Origin of the sequence: Vibrio ziniensis, from assembly GCF_011064285.1 — a bacterium.
Classification (GTDB): Bacteria; Pseudomonadota; Gammaproteobacteria; order Enterobacterales; family Vibrionaceae; genus Vibrio; species Vibrio ziniensis.
The window spans coordinates 1,089,785-1,113,355 of the sequence record NZ_CP049331.1 but is presented as its reverse complement, the minus strand read 5'-3'; the positions used below and the strand labels follow the sequence as shown (position 1 = coordinate 1,113,355).

Sequence of the window (23,571 nt, the reverse complement as noted above, 5' to 3'; positions counted from 1 at the left end):
AGATGTGGGCTGACCTTCCATGGATAGGTTGAACATGCAATTAAAACTAACCAAAGGCACCTTGATAGATTGGGGCCAGCAAGCCGTACTCTTAATCACGGTAACTCTCTTATTCTGGTACTTAGGTACCAATGCTTCTGAAAACATTGCCAAATTAGGCATAACCACAGGTTTTGATTTTCTCGGTGAACGAGCAGGCTACGACATTACTTTCAGCCTGATTGACTACGACCAAAATGATACTTACTTGCAAGCCTACTATGTGGGTGTTGCCAACACGCTACTGGTCTCCTTTTTGAGTATTATTCTGGCAACCATTCTTGGCTTTGTTATCGGCGTCGGTCGCGTATCGAATAACTGGGTGATCAGCCGTCTATGTCGTGGTTATGTTGAGTTTATTCGTAACGTACCTCTCGTCGTTCAACTGGTATGGTGGTATGCCCTGTTTCTCAGCTTGCCTGCAATTCGAAACAGCATTCAGTTGGGTGATAACATTTATCTTTCTAACCGTGGTTTAGCCATTCCACACTTATCATTGGCTGGCTGGGGTGGTTATGTATTTCTTGCTCTACTCGCGTCATGCTGCGCAGCTTTTTTCTATCGCAGAGCGGTAATTCAAAAGGTTCAGTGGGTTGGATTTAACCCAATTCTTTGGCCACGCCTTTTGGCTATTGTGGTTTCGTTACCAATCCTTGTGATCATCATTACTGTGGTTTCTGGAAACTTCGAATACAGCACCCCGAAACTTACTGGATTCAACTTTCAAGGCGGGATGATTGTTATTCCAGAACTGGTCGCGTTGTGGATTGCACTCTCTTTTTACAGTGCTAGCTACATTGCAGAAATCGTTCGTGGTTGTATCCAGTCAATATCAAAAGGTCAGCACGAAGCAGGAAAGGCTCTTGGATTTAACGATTCAACCATCATGTGGAAATTGATTGTTCCTCAAGCCGTTTACCCTATGGTTCCGCAAATCACCAGTGTCTATCTGAACATCATTAAGAACTCATCTTTGGGTGTTGTGATTGGCTTTATGGAACTGGTCTCCTCGACTGGCGGAACAACGTTGAATAACACAGGTCAGGCGATTGAGTGCATCCTCATTGTCATGGGTACGTATTGTGTCTTTAGCTTGGTTACAAGCCTGCTGATGAACTGGTACAACTCGCACGTTGCGGTAGGGAAATAATCATGCAAAGTGAAACTATCATGGAATACATTGAACCGCGCCCAGCGATTGAGATAAAAGCAGGATGGAAAGAGTGGTGTCGACAAAACCTATTCTCTTCGGTATTCAACACTCTTCTTACCATCACGGGCTTACTGTTTGTCATCTGGCTAGTGCCGACATTGCTTAACTGGTTTATTTTCGATGCTACGTTTGTTGGCGAATCTCAAGCAGACTGTGTTTCTGGCGGAGCATGCTGGTTACCTGTGGTAAACCGTATTGAACTCTTCACCTATGGCATGTATCCCGATGAACAACAATGGCGAGTCGATGTCGCTTTCGGTTTGGCTGCTATCGCAATCCCGATGTTGTACATCAAACGCTTCAATAAACTAGTGATGCTTTGTTACATCGCAGTGTTGCCATTTGCAATGTGGATGCTGCTTAAAGGCGGCACGTTTGGCCTTGAAACCATCTCAACTACTAAGTTCGCAGGCATCATGCTGACTCTGTTCTTAGCGATTTTCGGTATGGTTTTTGCCCTCCCGCTTGGAATTTTATTAGCTCTGGGCCGACGTTCAAAACGCCCAGTGATTCATTGGCTCAGCGTGGCTTACATAGAACTGGTTCGCTCTGTCCCTGTGATCACCCTGCTGTTTATGGCATCACTCATGATTCAATTGTTCTTGCCACCCGGTCAAGAATTCGATGTTCTGCTACGTGTTGTTGCTGTACTGGTACTGTTCACTGCCGCTTATATGGCAGAAACCATTCGCGGCGGTCTTCAGTCAATCCCTCAAGGGCAGTTTGAGGCTGCGCAAGCTCTGGGTTTTGGATACTGGAAAATGATGGGACAAATCATTCTCCCGCAAGTACTGAAAAACTCCATACCATCTTTGCTCAATCATTTCGTCGGTATTTTAAAAGAGACCACGCTGGTGATGATCGTTGGCGTGTTAGACATTGTCGGTGTTGCTTCAAGCACACTCTCAAACGCTAAATGGGTGGGATTAGAAAATGAAATGTACGCATTTTTAGCGGTCTTTTTCTTCGTCTGCTGTTTTTCACTCTCTCAATACGCTGCGCATTTAGAACGCCGCTTAAAATAATGCCCTTTTAGGAGAAGTTATTACATGGAAGTCATCAACACCAAAAATTTAAATAAGTGGTACGACTCATACCATGCCCTTCGCGATATCAACTTAAGCGTAAAGAAAGGCGAACGCATCGTTATCTGCGGCCCTTCGGGATCGGGGAAGTCAACGTTAATTCGCTGCATCAACCAATTGGAAAAGCACCAATCGGGTTCTCTCAACGTGTTCGGTCAAGAAGTCAGTGATACCCCAAAAGATCTGATTGAGTTGCGTAAGCAAGTGGGTATGTGTTTTCAGTCGTTCAACCTGTTCCCTCACCTCACTGTATTGGAAAACTGCGTGCTACCGCAAACGTCTAACTTGGGTATCAAAGAACATGTGGCGATTGATAAAGCGCTAGCTCTGCTCAACAAAGTGAAAATCAGAGAACAGGCAAACAAATACCCGAGTCAGCTTTCAGGAGGACAACAACAACGTGTTGCGATCGCTCGTGCGCTGTGCATGAACCCTGAAGTAATGCTCTTTGATGAACCAACTTCTGCACTCGACCCAGAAATGATCTCTGAGGTACTTGATGTCATGACTGATTTAGCAAGCGAAGGGATGACTATGCTGTGCGTAACGCATGAAATGGGCTTTGCACGCAAAGTTGCTGATCGAGTCATCTTCATGGACCAAGGCCAGATCGTCGAAGAAAACAACCCTGAAGAATTTTTCTCTGCACCTAAATCACCTCGTACGCGCGAGTTTCTAAACCAGCTGATTCACCACTAAGGATGTATATGTTAAACGAGTATTCTATTGCTATTCACGGCGGCGCAGGTGCTATGTCCAAAGGGAAACTAACTCCTGAACAAGAATTGGAAATTACCACGGTTTTAAAAGAGATTATCGAGGATGGACTAGCAAGCCTTAAAGAAGGAGCAAGTGCTCTGGACGTCGTTCAAGTTGCAGTAAACATGTTAGAAGACTGCTCGTGGTTTAATGCTGGCAAAGGTGCGGTATTTAATCACGAGGGGAAACACGAGCTTGATGCTTCTATCATGTGTGGAAAAACTCTCGACGCTGGCGCAGTATCTGGCATTCGTTTCAGCCCAAACCCAATCAACGTTGCCAGAGCGGTTATGGATTGCTCTCCTCATGTTTATCTTGGTGGCGAAGGCGCTGAACAATTTGTTCGCGATATCGGCTTAGTTGAAGTCGATAACACCTATTTCTCAACAGAGATGCGTTATCAACAGCTTCAATCAGCGTTAAAAGCTCAGGAAGTGATTCTTGAACCAACGGATAACGACTACAAATACGGTACCGTCGGCGCTGTTGCTTTTGATAAACACGGTAACCTAGCGGCTGCGACCTCTACAGGTGGGATTACCAATAAACAATATGGTCGTATCGGTGACTCTCCAGTGATTGGGGCAGGAACTTACGCCAACAACCACACTTGTGCAGTGTCTGCAACTGGACATGGTGAGCATTTCTTACGACATGTGGTTGCACACAATATTTCGTCTCGCATGAAGCTCGCCAATGAAAGCCTAGAGCAAGCCACCAATCATGTTGTCTTTCATGATCTAGCCAGTACAGGTGGCAACGGCGGTGTTATTGCCGTCGATAATCAAGGTAACATCGCCCTTCCGTTCAATACTGAAGGTATGTACCGAGGCTGGGGTGGTTCGAACCAACCCGCTCAATCGAAGATTTATGAGTGATAAAGATGAACGGAAAGCGCCGAATGTTAAACATTAGGCGCTTAATTATCCATCACTCGCAAAGGCTAAAATACTCCTCCAGCATTGGGGTAAGCAAAGTAATCCATTGTCCATAAGCGTGAGAGTTAAGATGAAGATCATCAGCACTGCAATTCAATGGCAGAAAGCCTTCGGGGCAAAGCACAGCGTTTAAATCGATAAACTTGGCACCTGTTTTATCACAAAGCTTGATTAGCTCTTGATTCAATTGCGCTACTAAAGGGTTTAAATCTTGTAGGCGCTGCCCAACAAACAATGTTGACTGAACCCACACGTCGATACCGCGCTCATGCCAGTAGTTCAACATCTGCCCATAGTTATCTATGATTTCTTCAACAGTGTAGCCCTGCGCCAAATCGTTGATACCAGCCATCATACAAATTAATTTCGGCTGACAAGCAACTGTGCTCTCTATACGGAAGATCATACCGTCTGTCGTATCGCCACCTAACCCACGGTTCGCCAACGATACACAGTGAATGCCGTCATGCCATGGTCCCCACTCAGTAATGGAATCACCATACATCACTAAATCAACAGGTTTTGCAAAAGCTAGGTGGTTATCTTTTGTTTGCATGAAGCGGCTTACCTTTTGGGTTCGTTGGCTTAAATCGAGCGCCTGCACAATCTGCTTAAAATGTTGCGGCGTGACATTAAAACCATCAAGAGATTGAGTGAGTTTTTCTACTTCAGTTTTGAATCGAGAAATTCGCGTCGTGAAACCATGCTCATCACGCAGCTTATAGAGCTGTTCAACCAGAGTATAGAAATGTTGGGTAGTATCCGCTTGATAGAGCTTTACCAAGTCTAGGCATTCTGAATCTGTGAGTTCATTTAGAAGCTCATCTCTGGTCATTTTCTGACTCCTTTCTTCTTATCTGATGATAAAACCGATGAAAAACTTACATTTCTCATAAATTTTTTCGGAAAAAGCCGTAGAGGGGTTGCTATTACCCTACAAGAGGCATAACACTCTCCGCTTAAGAACGATGAATATAACCACGAATAAGAGGCAATATGAATCATTTGATATCAGTAAGTGCACTTGAGTCATTTTTAGTTGCCATCAGTGTGCTTTTTCTAGGGCATTACATTAATGCCAAACTACCGATTCTAAATAAGTTCAACATTCCAGAGCCGATCGTCGGTGGTCTAATTATCGCTTGCTTGATTACTGTACTGCATTTTTATGGCATCGATTTAGAGTTTGATTTACCGCTTCAGAACACCTTCATGTTGATGTTCTTTGCTACTGTAGGGCTCGCTGCAAACTATACCCAACTGATGAAAGGCGGAGCGAAAGTCTTTATCTTCTTAGCTGTCGCATCGGTCTACATCATCATCCAAAACGCAATTGGTGTGTCATTAGCTGCTGCTTTGGGTCTTGAACCTCTAATGGGCTTGATTGCAGGCTCTATCACTCTATCTGGTGGTCACGGAACAGGTGCAGCATGGTCTCAGACCTTCCAAGATGTTTATGGTATGGATAACGTACTGGAAATCGCAATGGCATCTGCGACATTTGGTTTGATTATCGGTGGCATCATCGGTAGCCCAGTAGCACAGCGTTTGGTAGAGAAAAACAACATTGAATCTGAATATGGTAGAGGATCGAAAACACACGAAAAGTTCCCAGAACTGGTGACTTACAATGAGTACGAAGAAGACAAAGTTACGGCTAAGAAAGTAATTGAGAAACTGTTCTTCTTACTTATCTGTGTGACCGGAGCGAAATACGTAGAACTGTGGGTCAATACATTTGAAATTTCATGGTTGATGATTCCTGATTTCGTTTACGCATTGTTTATTGGCGTGGTCATTACCAACTTCTTAGAAGTAACCAAAATTCGTAAACTGGATGCCGAAACCATCGATATGCTCGGTACTGTATCGCTTTCGCTATTCTTAGCGATGGCACTGATGAGCTTAAAGCTGTGGAACATTTTTGACTTGGCGATTCCGTTCTTAGTCATACTCGCCATTCAGTCAGTGATGCTTGCTATATTCACTTACTATGTGACGTTTAAAGTGATGGGAAGTAACTATGATGCCGCGGTTATATCAGGCGGGCACTGTGGCTTCGGTTTAGGGGCTACACCAACGGCGGTAATGAACATGGGTTCTATCGTAAACCGTTTCGGCCCATCACCTCAGGCTTTCATGGTTGTACCTATTGTCGGCGCATTTTTCATAGACATCGTTAACTTGATAATCCTTCAGGGATACATCTCGTTTATTGGTTAAAACACGATAATCCTAATCTAAGTCCTCTTTATTGTGAGGGGACTTGGTTCAATTCTTATCGACCAAGTCATGCAACTTCACTTTAGACGTTCATATCTGCTCTAGCATCTTAAAAGGTAAAATAGTTTTGCAATGACGCACCAAATTGATTTTTGTTTGCATATGCAGCCGACAAATCAATATGCCACAGTTTGGCTGCGATAAACCCCATCCCCATGGTCATAACATTGCTCAAATTATTTTTTAAATCCATCTGATAACCAGTTCTTAGTTGACACCAATTGGTAATCTTATACTCCCCTCCCACTCCCGCCATTTGGATATCATCATTCGCAGCCTTGAAATTGAAGAATGTAAGGCTCTCAAATCTTTTGGTTGCATTTAAGTCAGTATCGAGCCCTAGCGTAAAGCTAGAATTACTATAACTGACAGATGCCTTATAAACAGGGTTTAACGAATAAGTACCCTCAATCCCAAGATATTCTTTCGTTGAAATTTTTTTAGGAAATAAGTTCTTAGCTACTAACCCGACAGAAACGCCATTGGTATAGCTATACGCTAATCCTCCATCTAAGTTGAATGTGGATTTATCTACGACATAATCACTTCGGTCAAAATCAGAGGCGTTGAATGTATCCAAATTTGCAGAGTAATTGAAAGCGTAAATCAATTGAATCTTAGGAGATAGGCCATAAAACAATGTACCAGACTCATAAGGTATCGGCTTAGCGAGGGAGAAGCCGATGTCATGAACTCGAATACCGGTAATATTACCCGATGATTGTGGGCGATAAGATTCAATGTAACTTAGTAAATCTAAGTCTTCATCAATAATATTAGCTCGAATGGTAGTATCGAGGGTCATATGGGTAAATAAGTTAACGGATAGCGTTTCACTAGGTATAGCAACCGCCATTCCAACACCAACAAATATATCAGCCTTATCATACTTCAATGCTGATAAACTTTTAATCAACTCGACTCCACTTACAATTTCCTCACCTAGATTAGCTGCACGGTTGTATTCTTTCACAGCATCAATAGCATCATATAAGTTACTAAGCATTGCTTGATCATTTCGTACATCTCCTCCTATCGAAAAAGGTAACACTGCAAATTTATCAGTAGCATTATGTTTAGCAACCAGAGCTGGGTTGTGAAATGAGGCAGTTAAATAATCAGCACTTGAAACACCAATCCCACCCATGGCTGTAGAGCGGCTATCAAATGAAAGAGCATGTACTGGCTGGATATTTAAAAATAAAGTTAACAGTCCAATGAACTGACATGTCTTAAATTTCATTTTTCATCCTTGAATAGCATAAAGATCTATTCAAAGTAACATGATTGCTTGTATAGCTTTATGAAACAGTTCAAATATTAATCAACAGATCTTTGCATAACCTTATCAATAACTTCATATCCTTATATAAGGACATCGAATATAACTATTCAGTTAAAAATGGCTCAACACCTGCTTTTATACAGAGTAGAAAGCATTACTTTTAGCATTACAGGAAAACTTGGATAGGGATGTATTTACAAGGATGGAGTGCAATATTAACCAATTGAATTTTATGGCTAATATAAATAAAAAAGACGCCCTAAGACGTCTTTTTTCATGAATGTGGCGGTGAGCAAGAGATTCGAACTCTCGATACGTTGCCGTATACACACTTTCCAGGCGTGCTCCTTAAGCCACTCGGACAACTCACCGGAGGTTAACCATAAAGGATAACGAGGCGCTAATTTAATGATTCAGCCTTTGATCGTCAAGGAAAAAACCTAAAAAAAGTGTCCTAACTAAGTTATTTGCTTACTTATTGGCTAAATTGAATATTTTCCCTACATATTACTTTTATTCTACCAGCGGGTTACATCGCTTGATAATACCCTGGCACTCTAAACCAGCGGCGGCACATATCAAGAAAGTAACCATAAACGACTCCCATACCACAAGATACCACCGCGTTACTTGCAACGGCTGTTATGATTTGGTCGGTTGAAGCTCCGACTGTGAATAAAATCGCAGCGTAGACAGGTGATTGAAAAAGAACATAAGCAACTAAATCAGACACGTTTTTCATGATGCTAGTTTCTGAAATACGGCGCCCTTGTCTCAGCATAAAATCTCGAAATATACCGTAAGGCCAGGCGATAGCAATGTTAACGGGAATAGACAAAGTTCGCGAAGCCAGTGATTGTTCGAATGTCATTTGAGAGATGAATATTTCAATAATCATCCCCGACACGAAGCAAAACACCACCATAGCAAAAGTGTCCGCAGCAGCATGACGTATACAAAAAGGGCCGCGAGCTTTCATTTATGTCCTCACAAGATAATAAACTGCAAAATAAGCACTCTTATAACACATATCACCACCACTAAAAGATCTGGTAGATAATGGCGCCATTAGAACACAACTTATATAGTTTTTGATCTCGTATTTGGAACAAGTTAATGAATAAACAACCACAAAAGAAATGCAAAGTAGCATCTCTCTCTTATTTCACACAGTTATAACAAATGATTCTTCTATGCTTTGAAGATTTAGGAGGAAGCCATGATAAAAGCCCAACTAATCTAATAATCAGACAGTAATACGGTTAATAAATCGATGGCAGATTTCGGCGGTAATTCCCCACCTTCTAAATGAGACTTCACTGTTTTTAGCGCTGAGGCTAACTGACTCTCATCAGGTAGCGCCAAAGAATTTTCTAGTATCTCAATGATGTCCAACGCCTCACCCAATGCTTTATTTTCTATTGCGATATAGAATTTGACTAACATCTCTTCTGTGGCACCACTAAAGTCTAATTTTGGCATCTTGGAATGGTATTGATAGAGTTTGTTAATGTGACTATAGAGTGCATCATCCAGTTCGATTTCGTTGATAGGTTTTGCAACAATAGCATCTGCGCCAGCATTCATTAGACCTTCCCTTGTCTCTTTGAATACATCTGCCGTACATCCGAGGATCAATACTTTAGATTGACAGCTTTCAAGATGTCGTATTGCCTGGATAGCCTCCACTCCATCTTTTACAGGCATGTGGTTATCCATCAGAACAAGGTCAAATTGCCCATTGGCGACGGCTTGTATTGCCAAATCACCATTTTCAACACATTCACACTCAAAACCTTTATTCTTCATAAAAGTCTCTATGATCATTGTATTGGTACGGTTATCTTCAACTATTAGTACTTTTAGTCCTGAATAGCTTAAATGGCGAGCTGGATTGTTTTCATGGGTTTCTGGATCGCAAACATCGATTTTTAAGTTCACTTGGAAACTAGTGCCAATATCCAACTGACTATTAACGGATACCGTCCCGTCCATAAGTTCAGCGATCTGTTTCACTATGGCCAAACCAAGGCCTGTACCACCAAACCGACGAGTCGTAGACGATTCGGCTTGTTCAAATGGCCGGAATATTTTTTCCTGCGCCGCCTGTTCTATTCCTATACCGGTATCACGGACTCGGATACTCAGATAGAGCTGTCCATCGAGCTTCACTTCGCTGAAAAATACTTCAACCAAACCGCGAGAAGTAAACTTCACTGCGTTGTTCAACAAATTAAACAATATCTGACGGATTCTTGCCTTATCAGAAAAATACCAGCGGTTTGCTGGCACTTCAGAATAGACTTTAAACTGCAGCCCCTTCTCATGACACAATGAAGAGTAAACACTGGTCACACTTCCTATAATGAATTCAAGTGGGAACTTACTGTAATCAAGTTCCATATGTCCTTGCTCAAACTTAGAGAAGTCGAGCATTTCATTCAGCAATGCCATCATATGCTCGCCTGACTCATAAAGGCTTTTTAACTGCTTACGCTGCTGTGGCTTGAGATCTCCACGCAGAAGAATCTGAGCCATCCCCAAGACCCCATTCATTGGCGTGCGAATTTCATGTGACAATGTGGCAAGAAATATACTTTTCGATTTCGTCGAGGCTTGCGCCTTAACTTTCTCTGCTTCCAAATAAACAGTTTTCTGATTGAAAGTATCAATCAAATAGCGGATTTCATCGTGGCTACGGTAAGGAATCTCAATGATTCCTCCCTCCTTTGACTCTTCGACCTTCTGTGCGATCAACGCAATAGGGTTAATTAAATAGCGACTGAGTAGGTAATAACCAAACATCAAGCAGAAGAGTAAGAACGGGATAATGCCCTTCTCTACACTCATGACTAAATCAAACACATCTTCATCGACTAGCCGACGAGAGTTAACGACATCGAGCTTCCAGTCAAAATCACCGAACGTATATTTGCTAACATACGCACCATCACGCAAACGAAAGTTATGTTCAGTGATGGTTGAGCCATAAGAATCTCTAAGTGAGACACCAAGATCGTATCGCTCAGCATGTCGGGAAATTAACGCCGTTAAACTTTGTAGTGAAAGGTCGACAGTAACGACACCAGCGAACTCACCATTTACATAATACGGTGATGTCACTGTTATCATCTGTATTTGAGTGAATGAGTCCACATAAACAGGGGACCAAAATACGCTACCACTGGGTTCTTCCATGCCCGACACGTACCAAACTTCACTGTCATACCCCCCAGCTTCTGGATTATTCCAAGAATGAAGCTGATCGATTTGACCATCTAAAGCTCGGTTAAAAAACAAGCCACTGTACTTAATATTAGAATCGACGCTGAATGGCTTCGGCCATATGCCGCCGCTGATGACGATATCATCAACCGTTGAAAAGATAGATCGCAGCATACGAGAAGCTTCTTGTTGATTTTCCGATGCCTGAGCGATACTGACGATACTTTGAAGAACCCCAACAGAGCGGTTGAGAGGGTCCAAAACTTGGGATGAAAGAAGCTCAGCACGTACGTCCAAGTACTGCTTCAGCTCCTTCCTAAAAGGGGAATCAACAGCCAAGTATGTCAGAGAGCCTATTGTGGCCAGGAAAAAGCACAAATACACGATGAGAGCTAAAATACTTTTGCGCTTTAATGATGAACGTATTTCCATAAGCCTTTGAAAAATTATCCTTTTGTAACAGTATAGCGAAATTATACTGAAAATGACTCGCTCAGGATTGCAAATAATACTTCAAACTAGCTTTTGTTTACTAATCCGTTGCTTCTAAAGCAAACTCGCATCCGTTGGCGGTTAAGGGTAAGATAGCGCCAATTTTTCGCAGTAAAGTATGGAACCTTATTTTGACCTTACACGATATTCTTACCCTACCTGAGTTTGAAGACAAGTTGCTTAATGAAGCTAAGTCGCGTGGTTTTGTTGCTGCAATGGCATCTGCTCCAAATATTCTCCCTCCACAAGAGTGGCTACCTTTTCTTTGGGGTGGTGAAGAAGTTGCACCGTTTAGCGATGGTGAACAGCTCGAAACATACATCCAACTCATTATCGACATGTGGAATCAATATCGGTCATCATTTCTTGAAGGCACATGGGTTTGGCCTGAAGGCTATGACCTAGATGATGAAGAAATCGTTAACTATTCAGTACGTGATTTTTGTGAAGGTGTTCTTCAAGGCTGGCAACTTGCACGCGATGATTGGGAAGTATTGATGCCCGAGGAAAGCCAAGACAACGCTCTGCTTGGTGGGGTACTTTTATCCCTAAGTATGCTTTACGATCCTGAAACCGCACTTACCACGTTAAATGAACAAGGTATGGAAGGTTTAGATCAATTTGAAGAAATCTATACCGCTATTCCTGTGATGCTATGTGGCCTAACCCAACGTGGCGTAGCTCTCGCTGAAGAGCAATAATCTCATAGAAAAAAGCCAGCATCTGCTGGCTTTTTGAATACAAATAGTTGGGTTTAAGCGTTGCCTTTTACTTTAATATTTAGCTTCTCTGCAAAATCCAACATACGGTTTAGTGGAATAAGTGATTTCACACGTAGCTCCTCATCAACAAAAATCTCGTGTTCACTACCACCATCTTTCAATGCTTTCTCAATCGCCTTCAAGCCATTCATTGCCATCCAAGGGCAATGAGCGCAGCTGCGACAAGTCGCACCCGCTCCGGCAGTTGGTGCTTCAATCAGTTCCTTTTCAGGCACTAACTGCTGCATCTTAAAGAAGATCCCCTTATCCGTTGCAACAATCATTTTCTGTTGCGGTAATTGTTTGGCAGCTTTGATTAACTGACTCGTTGAACCAACAGCATCAGCAAGCTCTACAACACTTGAAGGAGATTCAGGATGAACAAGAACTGCCGCCTCTGGGTGTAGACTTTTCATCTTTTTCAGCGCATCTGCTGAAAATTCATCGTGTACAACACACTCACCTTGCCAAAGCAGCATATCTGCACCTGTTTTCTGAGCAATGTAAGAACCAAGATGGCGATCTGGTCCCCAAATGATCTTCTTATCTTCAGATTCAAGCTGTTCAACAATTTCTAAAGCGATACTTGAGGTAACTACCCAATCAGCTCGTGCTTTAACAGCGGCTGAAGTATTGGCATAGACAACCACAGTGTGATCAGGGTGCGCATCGCAAAACTCAGAAAACTTATCCGCAGGGCAACCAAGATCGAGCGAACACTCTGCATCTAAAGTTGGCATCAAAATACGTTTTTCAGGCGTCAGTATCTTCGCGGACTCTCCCATAAAACGGACACCAGCGATAATCAAAGTGCTTGCCGAGTGACGGTTACCGAATTTGGCCATTTCCAGTGAATCACCAACAAAACCGCCAGTCTCTTCTGCCAGAGCTTGAATTTCCGGATCCGTGTAATAGTGTGCAATCAGTACTGCATCTTTCTCTTTTAGCAGTTGCTTAATGCTCGCAAGGTAGGTTTGCTTCTCTTGTGCCGATAACGGAATCGGTTTTGGAGGGAATGGGTAAACCGTGTCAATTTTATCTAAAATATGGCTCATTGCTCATGCTCTATGCAACTTCCTATAATTCGGGCATTGTACACCGACATAGATTAGATAGGCAAAAATGATTCCCATGCTAGGTGATTCTGACGCTTATATCATTCTGGATAAAAATATGAGCAGATAAGCACCGATGATTAGGCATCAAACGTTGAGCGTAGGGTAGAAACCGGAAATAGATACCTAAAAAAGAGGCTGCCTTTTGGCAACCTCTCATTCTACTTCAGATTTTCACTTGCGACTTTCGCAGAAGCACTGGTCGGGTACTCATCAACCACTTGCTGATAGTATTTTTTTGCCTGTGCTGCATTATTATTTCTCTTAGCAATGTCACCTAACTTCACCAATGCATCCGCACGCTTGTTAGAATCCTTGTAGGAAACCACCGCAGCAAAACTGGTTACTGCTTCTTGGTCTTGCTTCTTAGCAAAGTAAAGCTGTCCTAACCAATAATGTGCATTCGGCGCAAAATTCGAGTTTGGGTAATCTTTTTGGAATTGTTGAAAAGCGGCTATCGCTCCAGCGTAGTCACGTTTCTTTAAAATCAGGTCTACGGCATTTTGATAGGCCGCTTGCTCATCTGCATCACTGCTAAATGTACCTTGTGGTACATCCTCTTCATTTGAAGCGGCTACAGCAACGACAGGTTTTTTCATTTCACCACGAACGCGGTCAAGCTCGACAAACAATTCTCTTTGCCGTTGCAGCATTTGTTGCATATCGTAGTTGTTTTTTTCGATTTGCCCACGCAACTCATTAATTTCGAGAGCCATAGTATCAAGCTGTTGTTGCATCTGAACTTGCAAACGAGCCCGATTTTCTAATAGGCGCTCTAATCGTTGAACTTCAGATTCTGAGGTAGCAGAACTCACTGAAGATGTTTGGGTTTGACGAGATGAACTTGAACTGTTACTGAGATCAGATACTGGAGCTGGTGCAGCGAACGAGTTGTTCGCTGCACTTGCCAGTAACGTAAGCGTGATCACGCGCTTTAAGTTACTGAACATGAGGTTCTTCCTAGAATTAGTATACTAGAACTGCACGGCGGTTCTTAGCATATACTTCTTCAGATTGACCTAGTTCAAGAGGTTTTTCTTCGCCGTAGCTAACGATAGAGATTTGGTCAGCTTGAACGCCAAGAGCTTGTAGGTACTTTTCTACCGCTTGTGCACGGCGCTCACCTAGTGCGATGTTGTACTCAGGAGTACCGCGCTCATCGGCATGGCCTTCAATAGTTACTTTCAAGCTTGGAGTTTTGCTTAGGTATGCTGCGTGAGCTGCAAGCATATCTTCGTAATCGCCAGCAATTGTTGCATTGTCAAATGCGAAGTAAATTGTAGAAGTTTCGCGTAGAGCCTGCTCTTTAAGCTCTTGCTCAGAAAGTTGGCTAGTTTCTTCTACAGGAGAAACAACAGTAGTATCAACTTGCTCAGCTGTACCTGCAGTAGTTTGGTTAGTTGTTGTTTCTGAACCAGCGTTGTTTGCTGCTTCATCGCTTGAACTACAAGCTGTCACTGCAAGAACAGGTAGCGCAATTAGTAGCCCTTTGAGAACTTTATTAAGTTGCATCTTATTTTCCTTTATTTTGTATTTTGCTATAAAAACGGTGACCAGGCAGGAGCTCGTACGCGCCCATTGGTTGCCGGTAATCTAGCTTTAAATCTTCCGTCTATTGAGACCATCGACAACACGTTGGCCTTATCGTAGATGGAACTGTATATAACCATACCACCATTTGGCGCAATACTTGGAGACTCATCAAGCAAAGTTTTTGTAAGAACTTGTACTGAACCTGTTTCCAAATCTTGTTTTGCCAAATTAAATCCAGAGTTCGAGCGATTCACCATGATTAGGAATCGACCGTCTGGTGTAATTTGACCACCTAAATTCTGGCTGCCCTGCCAAGTCAAACGCGTTGTTGCACGGTCTGATAAATTTACTTGATATATCTGTGGTTGACCACCCCGGTCCGATGTAAATATGAGCGATTTACCATCAGGATGCCAGAATGGCTCCGTGTTATTTGAGCGACCGCTCGTTATTTGGCTTAATTTACGAGTAGCCAAATCCAAAGTATATACCTGCAAGCTACCTGTTTTAGATAGTACTAACGCCAACTGTTTGCCGTCAGGAGAAAATTTTGGTGCTCCATTATGACGAGGGAATGACGTAATCTTATCTCTTGTTCCAGTATAAATGTTCATCAGAAATATTTCTGCCTGACCATTTTGGAAACTAACATAAGCTAGTGTTTTACCATCGGGTGACCAAGAAGGTGACATTAATGGTTGTTTGGATCGAAGAACTAATCTTTCGTTATAACCGTCGTAATCAGCAACACGTAGTTGATATGGGTAAGCATCTTTATCATTGACGACCACATAGGCAATACGCGTCAAAAACGCACCTTTTTCTCCGGTTAGCTGTTCGTAGACTAAATCGGAAATCCGATGCGCGTATTCTCGTAGTCGCTTCGCTGGAACAGTCGCTACTTTGCTAAACAACACATGATCCTTAGATAGGACTAATTGACCATCAGAGCTTAGAGATTTACTTTGTCCTTGCGTGAGTTGTCCACGAACCACATCAACCAGTTGGTAATTAATTACATAATTACCTTCGGCATTTTGCGTAATGCTGCCTGTAAGTAAAGCATCAACCCCAACACCTGTCCAAGCATCAAATTTAACTTGTGCTTCAGTGTACGGTGTTTGCGGCATTTTGCTTGTAGGAATTGGGCTGAATTTCCCACTTCTTTGTAGGTCAGATGAAATAACCGCCGAAACATCTTGTGGTAACGGGGCTGAACCTTCCCATTTGAACGGAACAATGGCAATTGGGCGAGCAGAGTTAATGCCGTCAGTAATGATCAGCTCCAATACTGCATTCGCATATTGCATGCTACTTGCACACACAAGTATACATCCTATAATCAATCGCTTTAACACAAGCCTGTATCCTTTTACTCTGGTACTACGGTTAAATTAATATTTTTTAGCTTAGCAACAACGTCCGGCTCATCTTTCGGCAAAGGGAAAGTGCTTACTTGCGCAATAGCACGTTTTGTTGCTGAGCATAAACGTGAATCCCCGCCTAAAACAGAAACATCACCTACAATGGCACCAGTACCTGTCGGGATCAATCTAAGGTTTACTTTACACTCTTTGCCTTTATAGCTGTCTTCTATTAACAAATTTTGTTGAATTAACTGAGTGTAAATCGCTCCCCAACGCACGGATTCGTCAGAAACGTATTGAGAACGTGCAGAAGAGTTTGCTTCTACTTCTGTTTCTAAGCCTGAAAATATGCTGTTTAGCGCTTTTTCTTGCTCTTTACGTTCACGTTCCAATTTTTCTAAACGTTCTTTTTCTTGTCTTGCTTTTTCAGCAGCTTCTTTCGCCGCTTTTTCTTTTGCTATTCTATCTTGTTCAGCCTTTTCTGCGGCTTCACGCTCTTTGCGCGCTTTTTCTTGAGCTTCTTGAGCTGCCTTCTCTCTCGCGACTCTTTCTTGTTCGGCTTTCGCAACGGCAGCTTCTTTTGCTACACGTTCAGCTTCTGCTTTCTTTACAGCTTCTTCTTTGCTTTTGCGCTCAGCTTCTGCCTTCGCAGCTTGCTCTTTCGCTATACGTGCCTTTTCTGCCGCGACTTTTTGTTGCTCTTCTTGCTCTTGACGACGCTTTTCTGCATCTCGTGCAGCCTTAGCTTCTTTTACTTGCTGCTCTTTAAGCGTACGAATACGCTCTTCTTCAGCTTTACGATTCTTCTCTAGCTGTTCACTTTCTCGACGCAGCTTATCCAAACGCTCTTGTTCTTTTTTAGATGCAGCTTCGCGCTGGCTTCGAATTTTATCCGCTTGTTGCTTCACCAAATTAGGATCAATAACTACTGCTTGTACCATTTGGCCAGTAGGCTCAGGTTTGGACATAGTAAAGTCAGATCCCCAAAGCAATGCTGCAAGCAACATTGCATGAAGACCGACAGATATCACTATCGGCTTGCTGTATGAACTCTTTTTCGACTTATGGTCTTTCATGAACGATGTTAAGCCTATTCCTTGATATCCGTTAATAACCCAACTTTTGGTATACCAGCTCGGCTTAACTCATCTAACACAAGTACCACCTCCGCGTATGGCGTTGCAGCATCACCGCCTACCGCAACTGGAGAATTTGGCTTTATTGATAGCTCCGCTTTCACTCGCACGATAATGTCTTGTAGCGACAAACCTCGCTGAACTTCTTCATCGTTTACACTTAACCCTAAGTTACCTTCTTTATCTATTTCAACAATAATAAAGCTTGCATCACTATCACCCGCCATATCAGACATAGATTTTGCGGTTGACGTTTTAGGGAGCTCTACATCTACGCCTTGTGTCACAAACGGCGATGTCACCATAAAGATGATCAACAACACCAACATAACGTCGATGTAAGGTACAACGTTTATTTCTGCAGTAAGTTTACGTTTTTTAGGCTGATAACCGGCCATTGATTATTCCCTACCCGCCATCGCTTGACGATGTAAAATGCTATGGAATTCTTCAGAAAACGTTGCGTAAGAGTGCTCTAACTTACTCACGCTATTGCTTAAACGGTTATATGCCATTACTGCTGGAATCGCGGCAAAAAGACCCATTGCTGTGGCAACCAATGCTTCCGCAATACCTGGGGCAACCATCGCCAATGTTGCTTGCTTTACCGCTCCTAGAGCGATAAACGCATGCATAATACCCCATACAGTACCAAACAAGCCGATATATGGACTAATTGAGCCTACGGTAGCGAGAAAAGGTAAGTTGGCCTCTAAATCTTCGACTTCACGAGCCACAGATACACGCATAGCTCGGCCAGTTCCTTCCATCACGAAAGCTGGTGAATCAGCATTGGTTTTGCGTAAGCGAGCAAACTCAGTGAAACCTGAATAGAAGATCTCTTCTGTACCCATAATCTCATCTTTGCGTTTCTTCACATCTTGGTAGAGAACGGCTAAATCGGTTCCTGACCAGAATCTATCTTCGAACGCTTCTGCATCTCTCGTTGCTTGCGACAATACTTTATAGCGCTTAATGATCATCGCCCATGAAACAATCGACATTCCCAGAAGGATCAGCATCACCAGTTTTACGAGCAAGCTGGCTTGAAGAAATAAGTCAAGAATTGAAATATCAGCGTGCACTGTTAGTTAACTCCGAAATAATTAATTGAGGCATGGCCTTAGGTCTCATCTTCTCATTGTCGATACATGCTACCTTAACTATCGCTTTACACAACACCTTGTTATCAGGATTGACGAGCTCCTGACAGAATATTATCGATGCTTTCTTTAATTCTAAAATACTCGTAACAACATTCAGTTTGTCGTCCAATCGAGCGCCTTGAATAAAATCGATATCGGCATGTCTGACAACAAATCCAATACGTTGTTCCAATAACACCTGCTGGGATACGCCTATTGAGCGCAACATTTCAGTACGAGCTCTTTCAAAAAATTTGAGGTAGTTCGAATGATAAACGACACCACCTGCATCTGTGTCTTCGTAGTAAATGGTGATTGGCCAATGAAACGCTTTCATAATTTGGATTATTTGATTTACCGAATGAGGTTTTACTATAACGCAACTCTTTGTCGATAGTACAAGGGGGAATGAGGTATTTCGTAACAGAGTGTCAAAAAAATTAGCGCTACCTCAAAGAGAAAGCGCCAATTCGTTTAATTCTTCACCAACTGCAATTTCAATTACTTAAGCGAGAAGTCTGATCCCAGTAAAAATCAGCAGTATTGGAAGTGAAATGTAAGGGCTAAACAATAGCTGCCACACCCAAAAACGCGGTTTAAACCCTACGCCAAATATCATGCTCGAACACATTGCCCAAATGATCAATGGAGATACGATGGTGTTAAAACCACCAATACTGTCAGCGTAAGATTCCGGGTTCCACATAATAGAAATCAGATGGTAGAAACCCAGAATTAAAGATAAAGCCTTAAATAAGGCTTTATCCATTGGAGAGTGGAACTTGGCAACCTGAGTCGACAAGTTAGTCACTATCTTTATCCATCATTTCAGTGTGCTCTAACCAAAGAGCGTTAATGATGCCGAATGCACAAGCGAGTAATACGCCTAAAATCCATGCAAAGTACCACATAATTTTTGCTCCTTAGTAAAGTGAGTTCTTGTTTTCTTCAATAAACTTGTTATCAAGACGACCGAACATCTTGTAGTAAGTCCATGAAGTGTAAGCCAGAATGATTGGTACCATCACGAATGCAACACCCGTCATTAGATTTAGAGTCAGTTCACTTGAAGTAGAATCCCACATCGTTAGGCTACTCTTAGGATCTAAACTAGATGGCATAATGAATGGAAACATTGCTAAGCCAGCAGTAAAGATAACACCCGCATTACCTAGGCTTGACGCCAAGAATGCGAAGCCACCTTTCTCAAAACGAGAAGCTAGCGCAGCAAGCAATGGCATTACCACACCAAGAACAGGCGCTGCCCACATCAAAGGATATTGCTCAAAGTTATGCATCCAAGCACCGACTTCGCGAACGACTTCTTTGTTTAGTGGATTAGATACCGCATTGCCATCAATACCACCAGCAATAACGTAGCCTTCAATACCCTGAACCCAGAAACCCGCAGCAATAAATGCAACAGTTGTTAGAAGGCCCATTAGCTGAGCAACGCTACGTGCACGAGCATGAACAGCATCTGTCGTCTTCATTTGTAGCCAAGACGCACCTTGTAGAAGGATCATAAACAAGCTTACTAGACCACAAAGAAGCGCAAACGGGTTTAGTAGACCAAAGAATGAACCATGGTAAGTTGGCATCAAGAACTCATTCAGTTGGAATGGTACACCTTGTAGTAAGTTACCAAACGCCACACCAAAAATGATTGGTGGAACAAAACCACTGATTGAAATACAGATGTCCCAAGCATTACGCCATTTTGGTTCTTCGATTTTTGAACGGTAATCAAGACCAAGTGGACGTAACCAAAGTGCAGCTAAAGTCACGATCATCGCTAGGTAGAAACCAGAAAACGAAGTCGCGTATACCAAAGGCCAAGCCGCAAATAACGCACCACCAGCTGTGATCAACCATACTTGGTTACCATCCCAGTGAGGTGCGATAGAGTTAATCATTACACGACGTTCATTGTCACTTTTGCCGATAACTGGGACTAGCGCACCAACGCCCATGTCAAAGCCATCTGTAATTGCGAAACCAACCAGCAATACGCCAATAAGTACCCACCAGATTAGTCGCAAGATTTCATAATCAAACATGTTTTCTCTCCTTGCTTATGCTTCTACTTGGCGACTAACTTTGTCTTCAACAGAGTTAGCGTCTTGCTCAAAATGGTAACGACCAGTTTTCAGACTACTAGGACCTTTACGAGCAAATTTCACCATTAGATAGACTTCAGCAATCAGGAATACTGTGTACAACGCAATGATAGCGAACAAAGAGGTCCAAATTTCACCAGCACTTAGTGCAGAAGCTGCGACGTTAGTTGGTAAAATCTCACCAACAGCCCACGGTTGACGACCGTATTCAGCCACAAACCAACCCGCTTCGATTGCAATCCAAGGTAGAGGAATACTAAATAGCGCGGCTTTAAGAACCCAAGGTTTTTGTTCAATCTTTTGACGACACGTTTGTAGGAATGCCATACCAAATACAAACAGCATGATAAAACCGACACCCACCATCACACGGAATGACCAGAATAGAGGCCAAACTGTTGGGATTGAGTCATCTGCCGCTGCTTGAATTTGCTCTTCAGTTGCGTCAGTTACCTTGTCAGTGTAACGCTTAAGCAGTAAGCCATAGCCTAGATCATTTTTCACTTCATCAAATGCAGTCATGTTTTCTGATGATTTATCACCAGCACGAAGTTTTTCTAAAAGCTCATAGGCGTACATACCGTTACGAATGCGGTCAACGTGCTCATCACGAAGATCGTGTAAACCTTTTACTTCAGTATCAAGTGAACGTGTTGCAATAATACCCATTACGTATGGGATTTTTACCGCGTAATCCGTATGCATGGTTTCTTGGTTTGGAAGGCCAAACATCGTGAATGCCGCCGGAGCTGGCTCTGTGTGCCATTCTGCTTCAATAGCTGCCAGTTTCACTTTTTGCACTTCGCCTACTTCATAACCAGATTCGTCGCCGAGTACGATTACAGACAAAATAGCTGCCATACCAAATGATGAAGCGATAGCAAAGGAACGACGAGCAAATGCAACGTCACGTCCTTTTAATAGGTAGTATGAACTGATACCAAGAATGAACATTGCACCTGTTGTATAACCAGAAGCAACTGTGTGAACAAACTTAACCTGTGCAACAGGGTTAAATACAACTTCAGCAAAGCTCACCATTTCCATACGCATGGTTTCAAAGTTGAATTCAGCACCCACAGGGTTTTGCATCCAGCCATTAGCGATCAAGATCCAAAGTGCAGAGAAGTTTGAACCTAGTGCTACTAACCACGTAACAGCTAAGTGCTGACGCTTAGTCAATCGGTCCCATCCGAAGAAGAAAAGACCAACAAAAGTAGATTCTAGGAAAAAGGCTACTAAGGCTTCAATCGCAAGAGGTGCACCAAAAATGTCACCTACATAGTGAGAGTAATAAGACCAGTTAGTACCAAACTGGAATTCCATGGTTAGGCCTGTTGCTACACCTAATGCGAAGTTGATACCGAAAAGCTTACCCCAGAACTTAGTCATGTCCTTGTAGATCTGCTTGTCAGTCATTACATATAGAGACTCCATAATGGCAAGTAAAAACGCCATACCGAGAGTCAATGGAACGAACAAGAAGTGATACATCGCTGTCAGTGCGAACTGCAACCGCGACAGATCAACTACGTCAATCATAGTAACTCCTTTGTGCCGGCTGAATGACACCTTATGACATATTACAACAACCACAACACCTGTTAATGGTAACTCCTATATGTTGCCATTTAACGGTAAGTTGTTGCAATTATGTACTTTTGTGGTTAGTTAATTGTTAAGTATCAGCTAATATAGCTTGAGCTAATACTACTGAGAAAAAACCTACGTTTCAAAAGATTTATCAGACAAAACCGCCTTGATTTAAATCAAATTAGTTGCGTGAATTTTAGTCGAAATGACAACAAAATGATTAGGATCAACAAAACACGAAGTTTATTGTTACCGACAGGTAAAACTTATTGGGTGAGGTGTATTTTTAAACACAAAGAGTTAACAAGATTGCAAATTTTGATAACTCTTTATAAAACTTTAAGATTTTTAAAATGTGATATTAGTCACAAAGCTTGTGTTTGTATTTTAACCACCCACAATTGTAACTTTATTTTTCCAAACCAAAATGAAGATATGCACGGTCAGTGGCAATACGACCACGAGGCGTCCTTTGTAGATATCCCTGCTGAATTAGATACGGTTCTATCACGTCTTCGATAGTATCTTTTTCTTCACCGATAGCCGCTGCAAGGTTGTCTAAACCAACGGGGCCACCAGAAAACTTTTCCATGATGGCTAGAAGAAGCTTTCTGTCCATATAGTCAAAGCCCTGATTATCAACATCCAGCATATTCAACGCTTTATCTGCAGTTTCATCACAAATATGCCCGTTGCCTTTTACTTCTGCATAGTCTCGTACTCGACGTAACAATCGGTTTGCAATACGAGGTGTACCGCGCGCGCGCCGAGCGATCTCTAAAGCTCCTTCGCTATCCATGGACAAACCTAAGCAATTTGCACTGCGTTGAACTATGTGTTGTAAATCTGCAATTTTGTAATATTCGAGCCGTTGGACAATACCGAAACGATCCCTTAATGGTGATGTTAATGACCCAGCTCGAGTCGTCGCCCCAATAAGAGTAAATGGTGGAAGGTCTATTTTTATGGAACGAGCCGCAGGGCCTTCACCAATCATAATATCCAGTTGGTAATCTTCCATTGCTGGATAAAGAACTTCTTCAACCATTGGACTGAGACGATGAATCTCATCAATGAAGAGCACATCGTTCTCTTCTAAATTGGTAAGCAATGCTGCTAAATCGCCCGCCTTCTCTAATACTGGCCCTGACGTGGTACGGATATTTACTTCCATCTCATTAGCAACAATATTGGCTAATGTTGTTTTACCTAGCCCCGGAGGACCAAATATCAGTAAATGGTCGAGAGCTTCATTTCTAAGCTGCGCAGCTTTGATAAAAATATCCATTTGATCACGAACGTGATCCTGACCTTGATAATCGGCCAATTTTTTAGGACGAATCGCACGATCAATCACCTCTTCATCTTTAAATGAAGGATTCATTGGAGCAATGAGGCGATCAGCTTCAATCATATTTACTTTCCTAACGTCTGCTCTTCGTCATTTCTATTGTAGCGGTAGTATATTCCACTAGGCCGTAC

The 23,571-nt window shown here is 42.5% G+C and carries 23 protein-coding genes and 1 tRNA gene; 6 read left to right on the top strand and 18 right to left on the bottom strand.

Annotated features, from left to right (window positions below; all coding sequences use genetic code 11):
• The first annotated feature begins 34 nt into the window (after positions 1 to 34).
• Genes G5S32_RS05000 through G5S32_RS04985 form a run of 4 tightly spaced genes read left to right on the top strand, consistent with a single transcriptional unit; the run spans position 35 to position 3,974 of the window.
• Positions 35 to 1,189: an amino acid ABC transporter permease gene (locus G5S32_RS05000; RefSeq protein WP_165310945.1), complete on the top strand. Its 1,155-nt coding sequence runs from the start codon at positions 35 to 37 to the stop codon at positions 1,187 to 1,189.
• Between the two features lie 2 nt (positions 1,190 to 1,191).
• A complete protein-coding gene (locus tag G5S32_RS04995; protein ID WP_165310943.1) occupies positions 1,192 to 2,277 on the top strand; it encodes an amino acid ABC transporter permease in 1,086 nt (361 codons plus the stop codon).
• A 24-nt stretch (positions 2,278 to 2,301) separates the two neighbouring features.
• Positions 2,302 to 3,036, top strand: coding sequence for an amino acid ABC transporter ATP-binding protein (locus G5S32_RS04990; RefSeq protein ID WP_165310941.1), 735 nt, complete (start codon positions 2,302 to 2,304; stop codon positions 3,034 to 3,036).
• A gap of 8 nt (positions 3,037 to 3,044) precedes the next feature.
• Complete coding sequence (locus G5S32_RS04985) at positions 3,045 to 3,974, top strand: isoaspartyl peptidase/L-asparaginase family protein (RefSeq protein WP_165310939.1); 930 nt, start codon at positions 3,045 to 3,047, stop codon at positions 3,972 to 3,974.
• A 52-nt stretch (positions 3,975 to 4,026) separates the two neighbouring features.
• Here the strand turns inward: G5S32_RS04985 and G5S32_RS04980 are convergent, their stop codons facing one another.
• Positions 4,027 to 4,869 carry an SGNH/GDSL hydrolase family protein gene (locus tag G5S32_RS04980; RefSeq protein WP_165310937.1) on the bottom strand — a complete coding sequence of 281 codons (843 nt, stop codon included), beginning with the start codon at positions 4,867 to 4,869 and terminating at the stop codon, positions 4,027 to 4,029.
• 161 nt (positions 4,870 to 5,030) lie between these two features.
• Here G5S32_RS04980 and gltS point away from each other — a divergent pair, with 161 nt between their 5' ends.
• Positions 5,031 to 6,257, top strand: coding sequence for a sodium/glutamate symporter (gene gltS, locus G5S32_RS04975; protein WP_165310935.1), 1,227 nt, complete (start codon positions 5,031 to 5,033; stop codon positions 6,255 to 6,257).
• Between the two features lie 109 nt (positions 6,258 to 6,366).
• On the opposite strand, the gene G5S32_RS04970 is transcribed toward gltS, so the two are convergent.
• The 4 genes from G5S32_RS04970 to G5S32_RS04955 all read right to left on the bottom strand — a co-directional run bounded on the left by G5S32_RS04970 (position 6,367) and on the right by G5S32_RS04955 (position 11,259).
• On the bottom strand, positions 6,367 to 7,560 hold the full coding sequence (locus G5S32_RS04970; protein WP_165310933.1) for a conjugal transfer protein TraF: 1,194 nt from the start codon (positions 7,558 to 7,560) through the stop codon (positions 6,367 to 6,369).
• Positions 7,561 to 7,885: 325 nt separating this feature from the next.
• Positions 7,886 to 7,973: transfer RNA gene (locus G5S32_RS04965), tRNA-Ser, on the bottom strand.
• A 158-nt stretch (positions 7,974 to 8,131) separates the two neighbouring features.
• Positions 8,132 to 8,581 carry an L-alanine exporter AlaE gene (locus G5S32_RS04960; protein WP_165310931.1) on the bottom strand — a complete coding sequence of 150 codons (450 nt, stop codon included), beginning with the start codon at positions 8,579 to 8,581 and terminating at the stop codon, positions 8,132 to 8,134.
• Between the two features lie 260 nt (positions 8,582 to 8,841).
• Positions 8,842 to 11,259 (bottom strand): hybrid sensor histidine kinase/response regulator, encoded by a 2,418-nt coding sequence (locus tag G5S32_RS04955; protein WP_165310929.1) that lies wholly within the window; start codon positions 11,257 to 11,259, stop codon positions 8,842 to 8,844.
• A gap of 191 nt (positions 11,260 to 11,450) precedes the next feature.
• Between G5S32_RS04955 and G5S32_RS04950 the strand changes: the two genes are divergently transcribed.
• Positions 11,451 to 12,020 carry a UPF0149 family protein gene (locus G5S32_RS04950; RefSeq protein WP_165310927.1) on the top strand — a complete coding sequence of 190 codons (570 nt, stop codon included), beginning with the start codon at positions 11,451 to 11,453 and terminating at the stop codon, positions 12,018 to 12,020.
• A gap of 53 nt (positions 12,021 to 12,073) precedes the next feature.
• Here G5S32_RS04950 and nadA read toward each other — a convergent pair whose 3' ends face one another.
• From nadA to ruvB, 13 genes are all read right to left on the bottom strand, one after another.
• On the bottom strand, positions 12,074 to 13,135 hold the full coding sequence (nadA, locus tag G5S32_RS04945; protein ID WP_165310925.1) for a quinolinate synthase NadA: 1,062 nt from the start codon (positions 13,133 to 13,135) through the stop codon (positions 12,074 to 12,076).
• A gap of 221 nt (positions 13,136 to 13,356) precedes the next feature.
• Complete coding sequence (gene ybgF / locus G5S32_RS04940; RefSeq protein WP_165310923.1) at positions 13,357 to 14,145, bottom strand: tol-pal system protein YbgF; 789 nt, start codon at positions 14,143 to 14,145, stop codon at positions 13,357 to 13,359.
• Between the two features lie 16 nt (positions 14,146 to 14,161).
• On the bottom strand, positions 14,162 to 14,707 hold the full coding sequence (gene pal / locus G5S32_RS04935; protein WP_165310921.1) for a peptidoglycan-associated lipoprotein Pal: 546 nt from the start codon (positions 14,705 to 14,707) through the stop codon (positions 14,162 to 14,164).
• 26 nt (positions 14,708 to 14,733) lie between these two features.
• Positions 14,734 to 16,038 (bottom strand): Tol-Pal system beta propeller repeat protein TolB, encoded by a 1,305-nt coding sequence (gene tolB / locus G5S32_RS04930; protein WP_425509205.1) that lies wholly within the window; start codon positions 16,036 to 16,038, stop codon positions 14,734 to 14,736.
• Positions 16,039 to 16,100: 62 nt separating this feature from the next.
• Positions 16,101 to 17,171, bottom strand: coding sequence for a cell envelope integrity protein TolA (gene tolA / locus G5S32_RS04925; RefSeq protein WP_165310917.1), 1,071 nt, complete (start codon positions 17,169 to 17,171; stop codon positions 16,101 to 16,103).
• Positions 17,172 to 17,185: 14 nt separating this feature from the next.
• A complete protein-coding gene (gene tolR / locus G5S32_RS04920; protein WP_165310915.1) occupies positions 17,186 to 17,629 on the bottom strand; it encodes a protein TolR in 444 nt (147 codons plus the stop codon).
• 3 nt (positions 17,630 to 17,632) lie between these two features.
• Positions 17,633 to 18,316, bottom strand: a complete 684-nt coding sequence (gene tolQ, locus G5S32_RS04915; protein ID WP_165310913.1) for a protein TolQ — start codon at positions 18,314 to 18,316, stop codon at positions 17,633 to 17,635.
• Positions 18,306 to 18,713, bottom strand: coding sequence for a tol-pal system-associated acyl-CoA thioesterase (gene ybgC / locus G5S32_RS04910; protein ID WP_165310911.1), 408 nt, complete (start codon positions 18,711 to 18,713; stop codon positions 18,306 to 18,308). The genes tolQ and ybgC overlap by 11 nt, the downstream gene beginning before the upstream one ends.
• 168 nt (positions 18,714 to 18,881) lie before the next feature.
• Positions 18,882 to 19,187 (bottom strand): cyd operon protein YbgE, encoded by a 306-nt coding sequence (gene ybgE / locus G5S32_RS04905; RefSeq protein ID WP_165310909.1) that lies wholly within the window; start codon positions 19,185 to 19,187, stop codon positions 18,882 to 18,884.
• On the bottom strand, positions 19,180 to 19,287 hold the full coding sequence (gene cydX / locus G5S32_RS04900; RefSeq protein ID WP_165310907.1) for a cytochrome bd-I oxidase subunit CydX: 108 nt from the start codon (positions 19,285 to 19,287) through the stop codon (positions 19,180 to 19,182). The genes ybgE and cydX overlap by 8 nt, the downstream gene beginning before the upstream one ends.
• Positions 19,288 to 19,299: 12 nt before the next feature.
• Positions 19,300 to 20,436, bottom strand: a complete 1,137-nt coding sequence (cydB, locus tag G5S32_RS04895) for a cytochrome d ubiquinol oxidase subunit II (RefSeq protein WP_165310905.1) — start codon at positions 20,434 to 20,436, stop codon at positions 19,300 to 19,302.
• 15 nt (positions 20,437 to 20,451) lie between these two features.
• Positions 20,452 to 22,038, bottom strand: a complete 1,587-nt coding sequence (cydA, locus tag G5S32_RS04890) for a cytochrome ubiquinol oxidase subunit I (RefSeq protein ID WP_165310903.1) — start codon at positions 22,036 to 22,038, stop codon at positions 20,452 to 20,454.
• 460 nt (positions 22,039 to 22,498) lie between these two features.
• A complete protein-coding gene (gene ruvB / locus G5S32_RS04885; protein WP_165310901.1) occupies positions 22,499 to 23,503 on the bottom strand; it encodes a Holliday junction branch migration DNA helicase RuvB in 1,005 nt (334 codons plus the stop codon).
• Between the last annotated feature and the right edge of the window lie 68 nt (positions 23,504 to 23,571).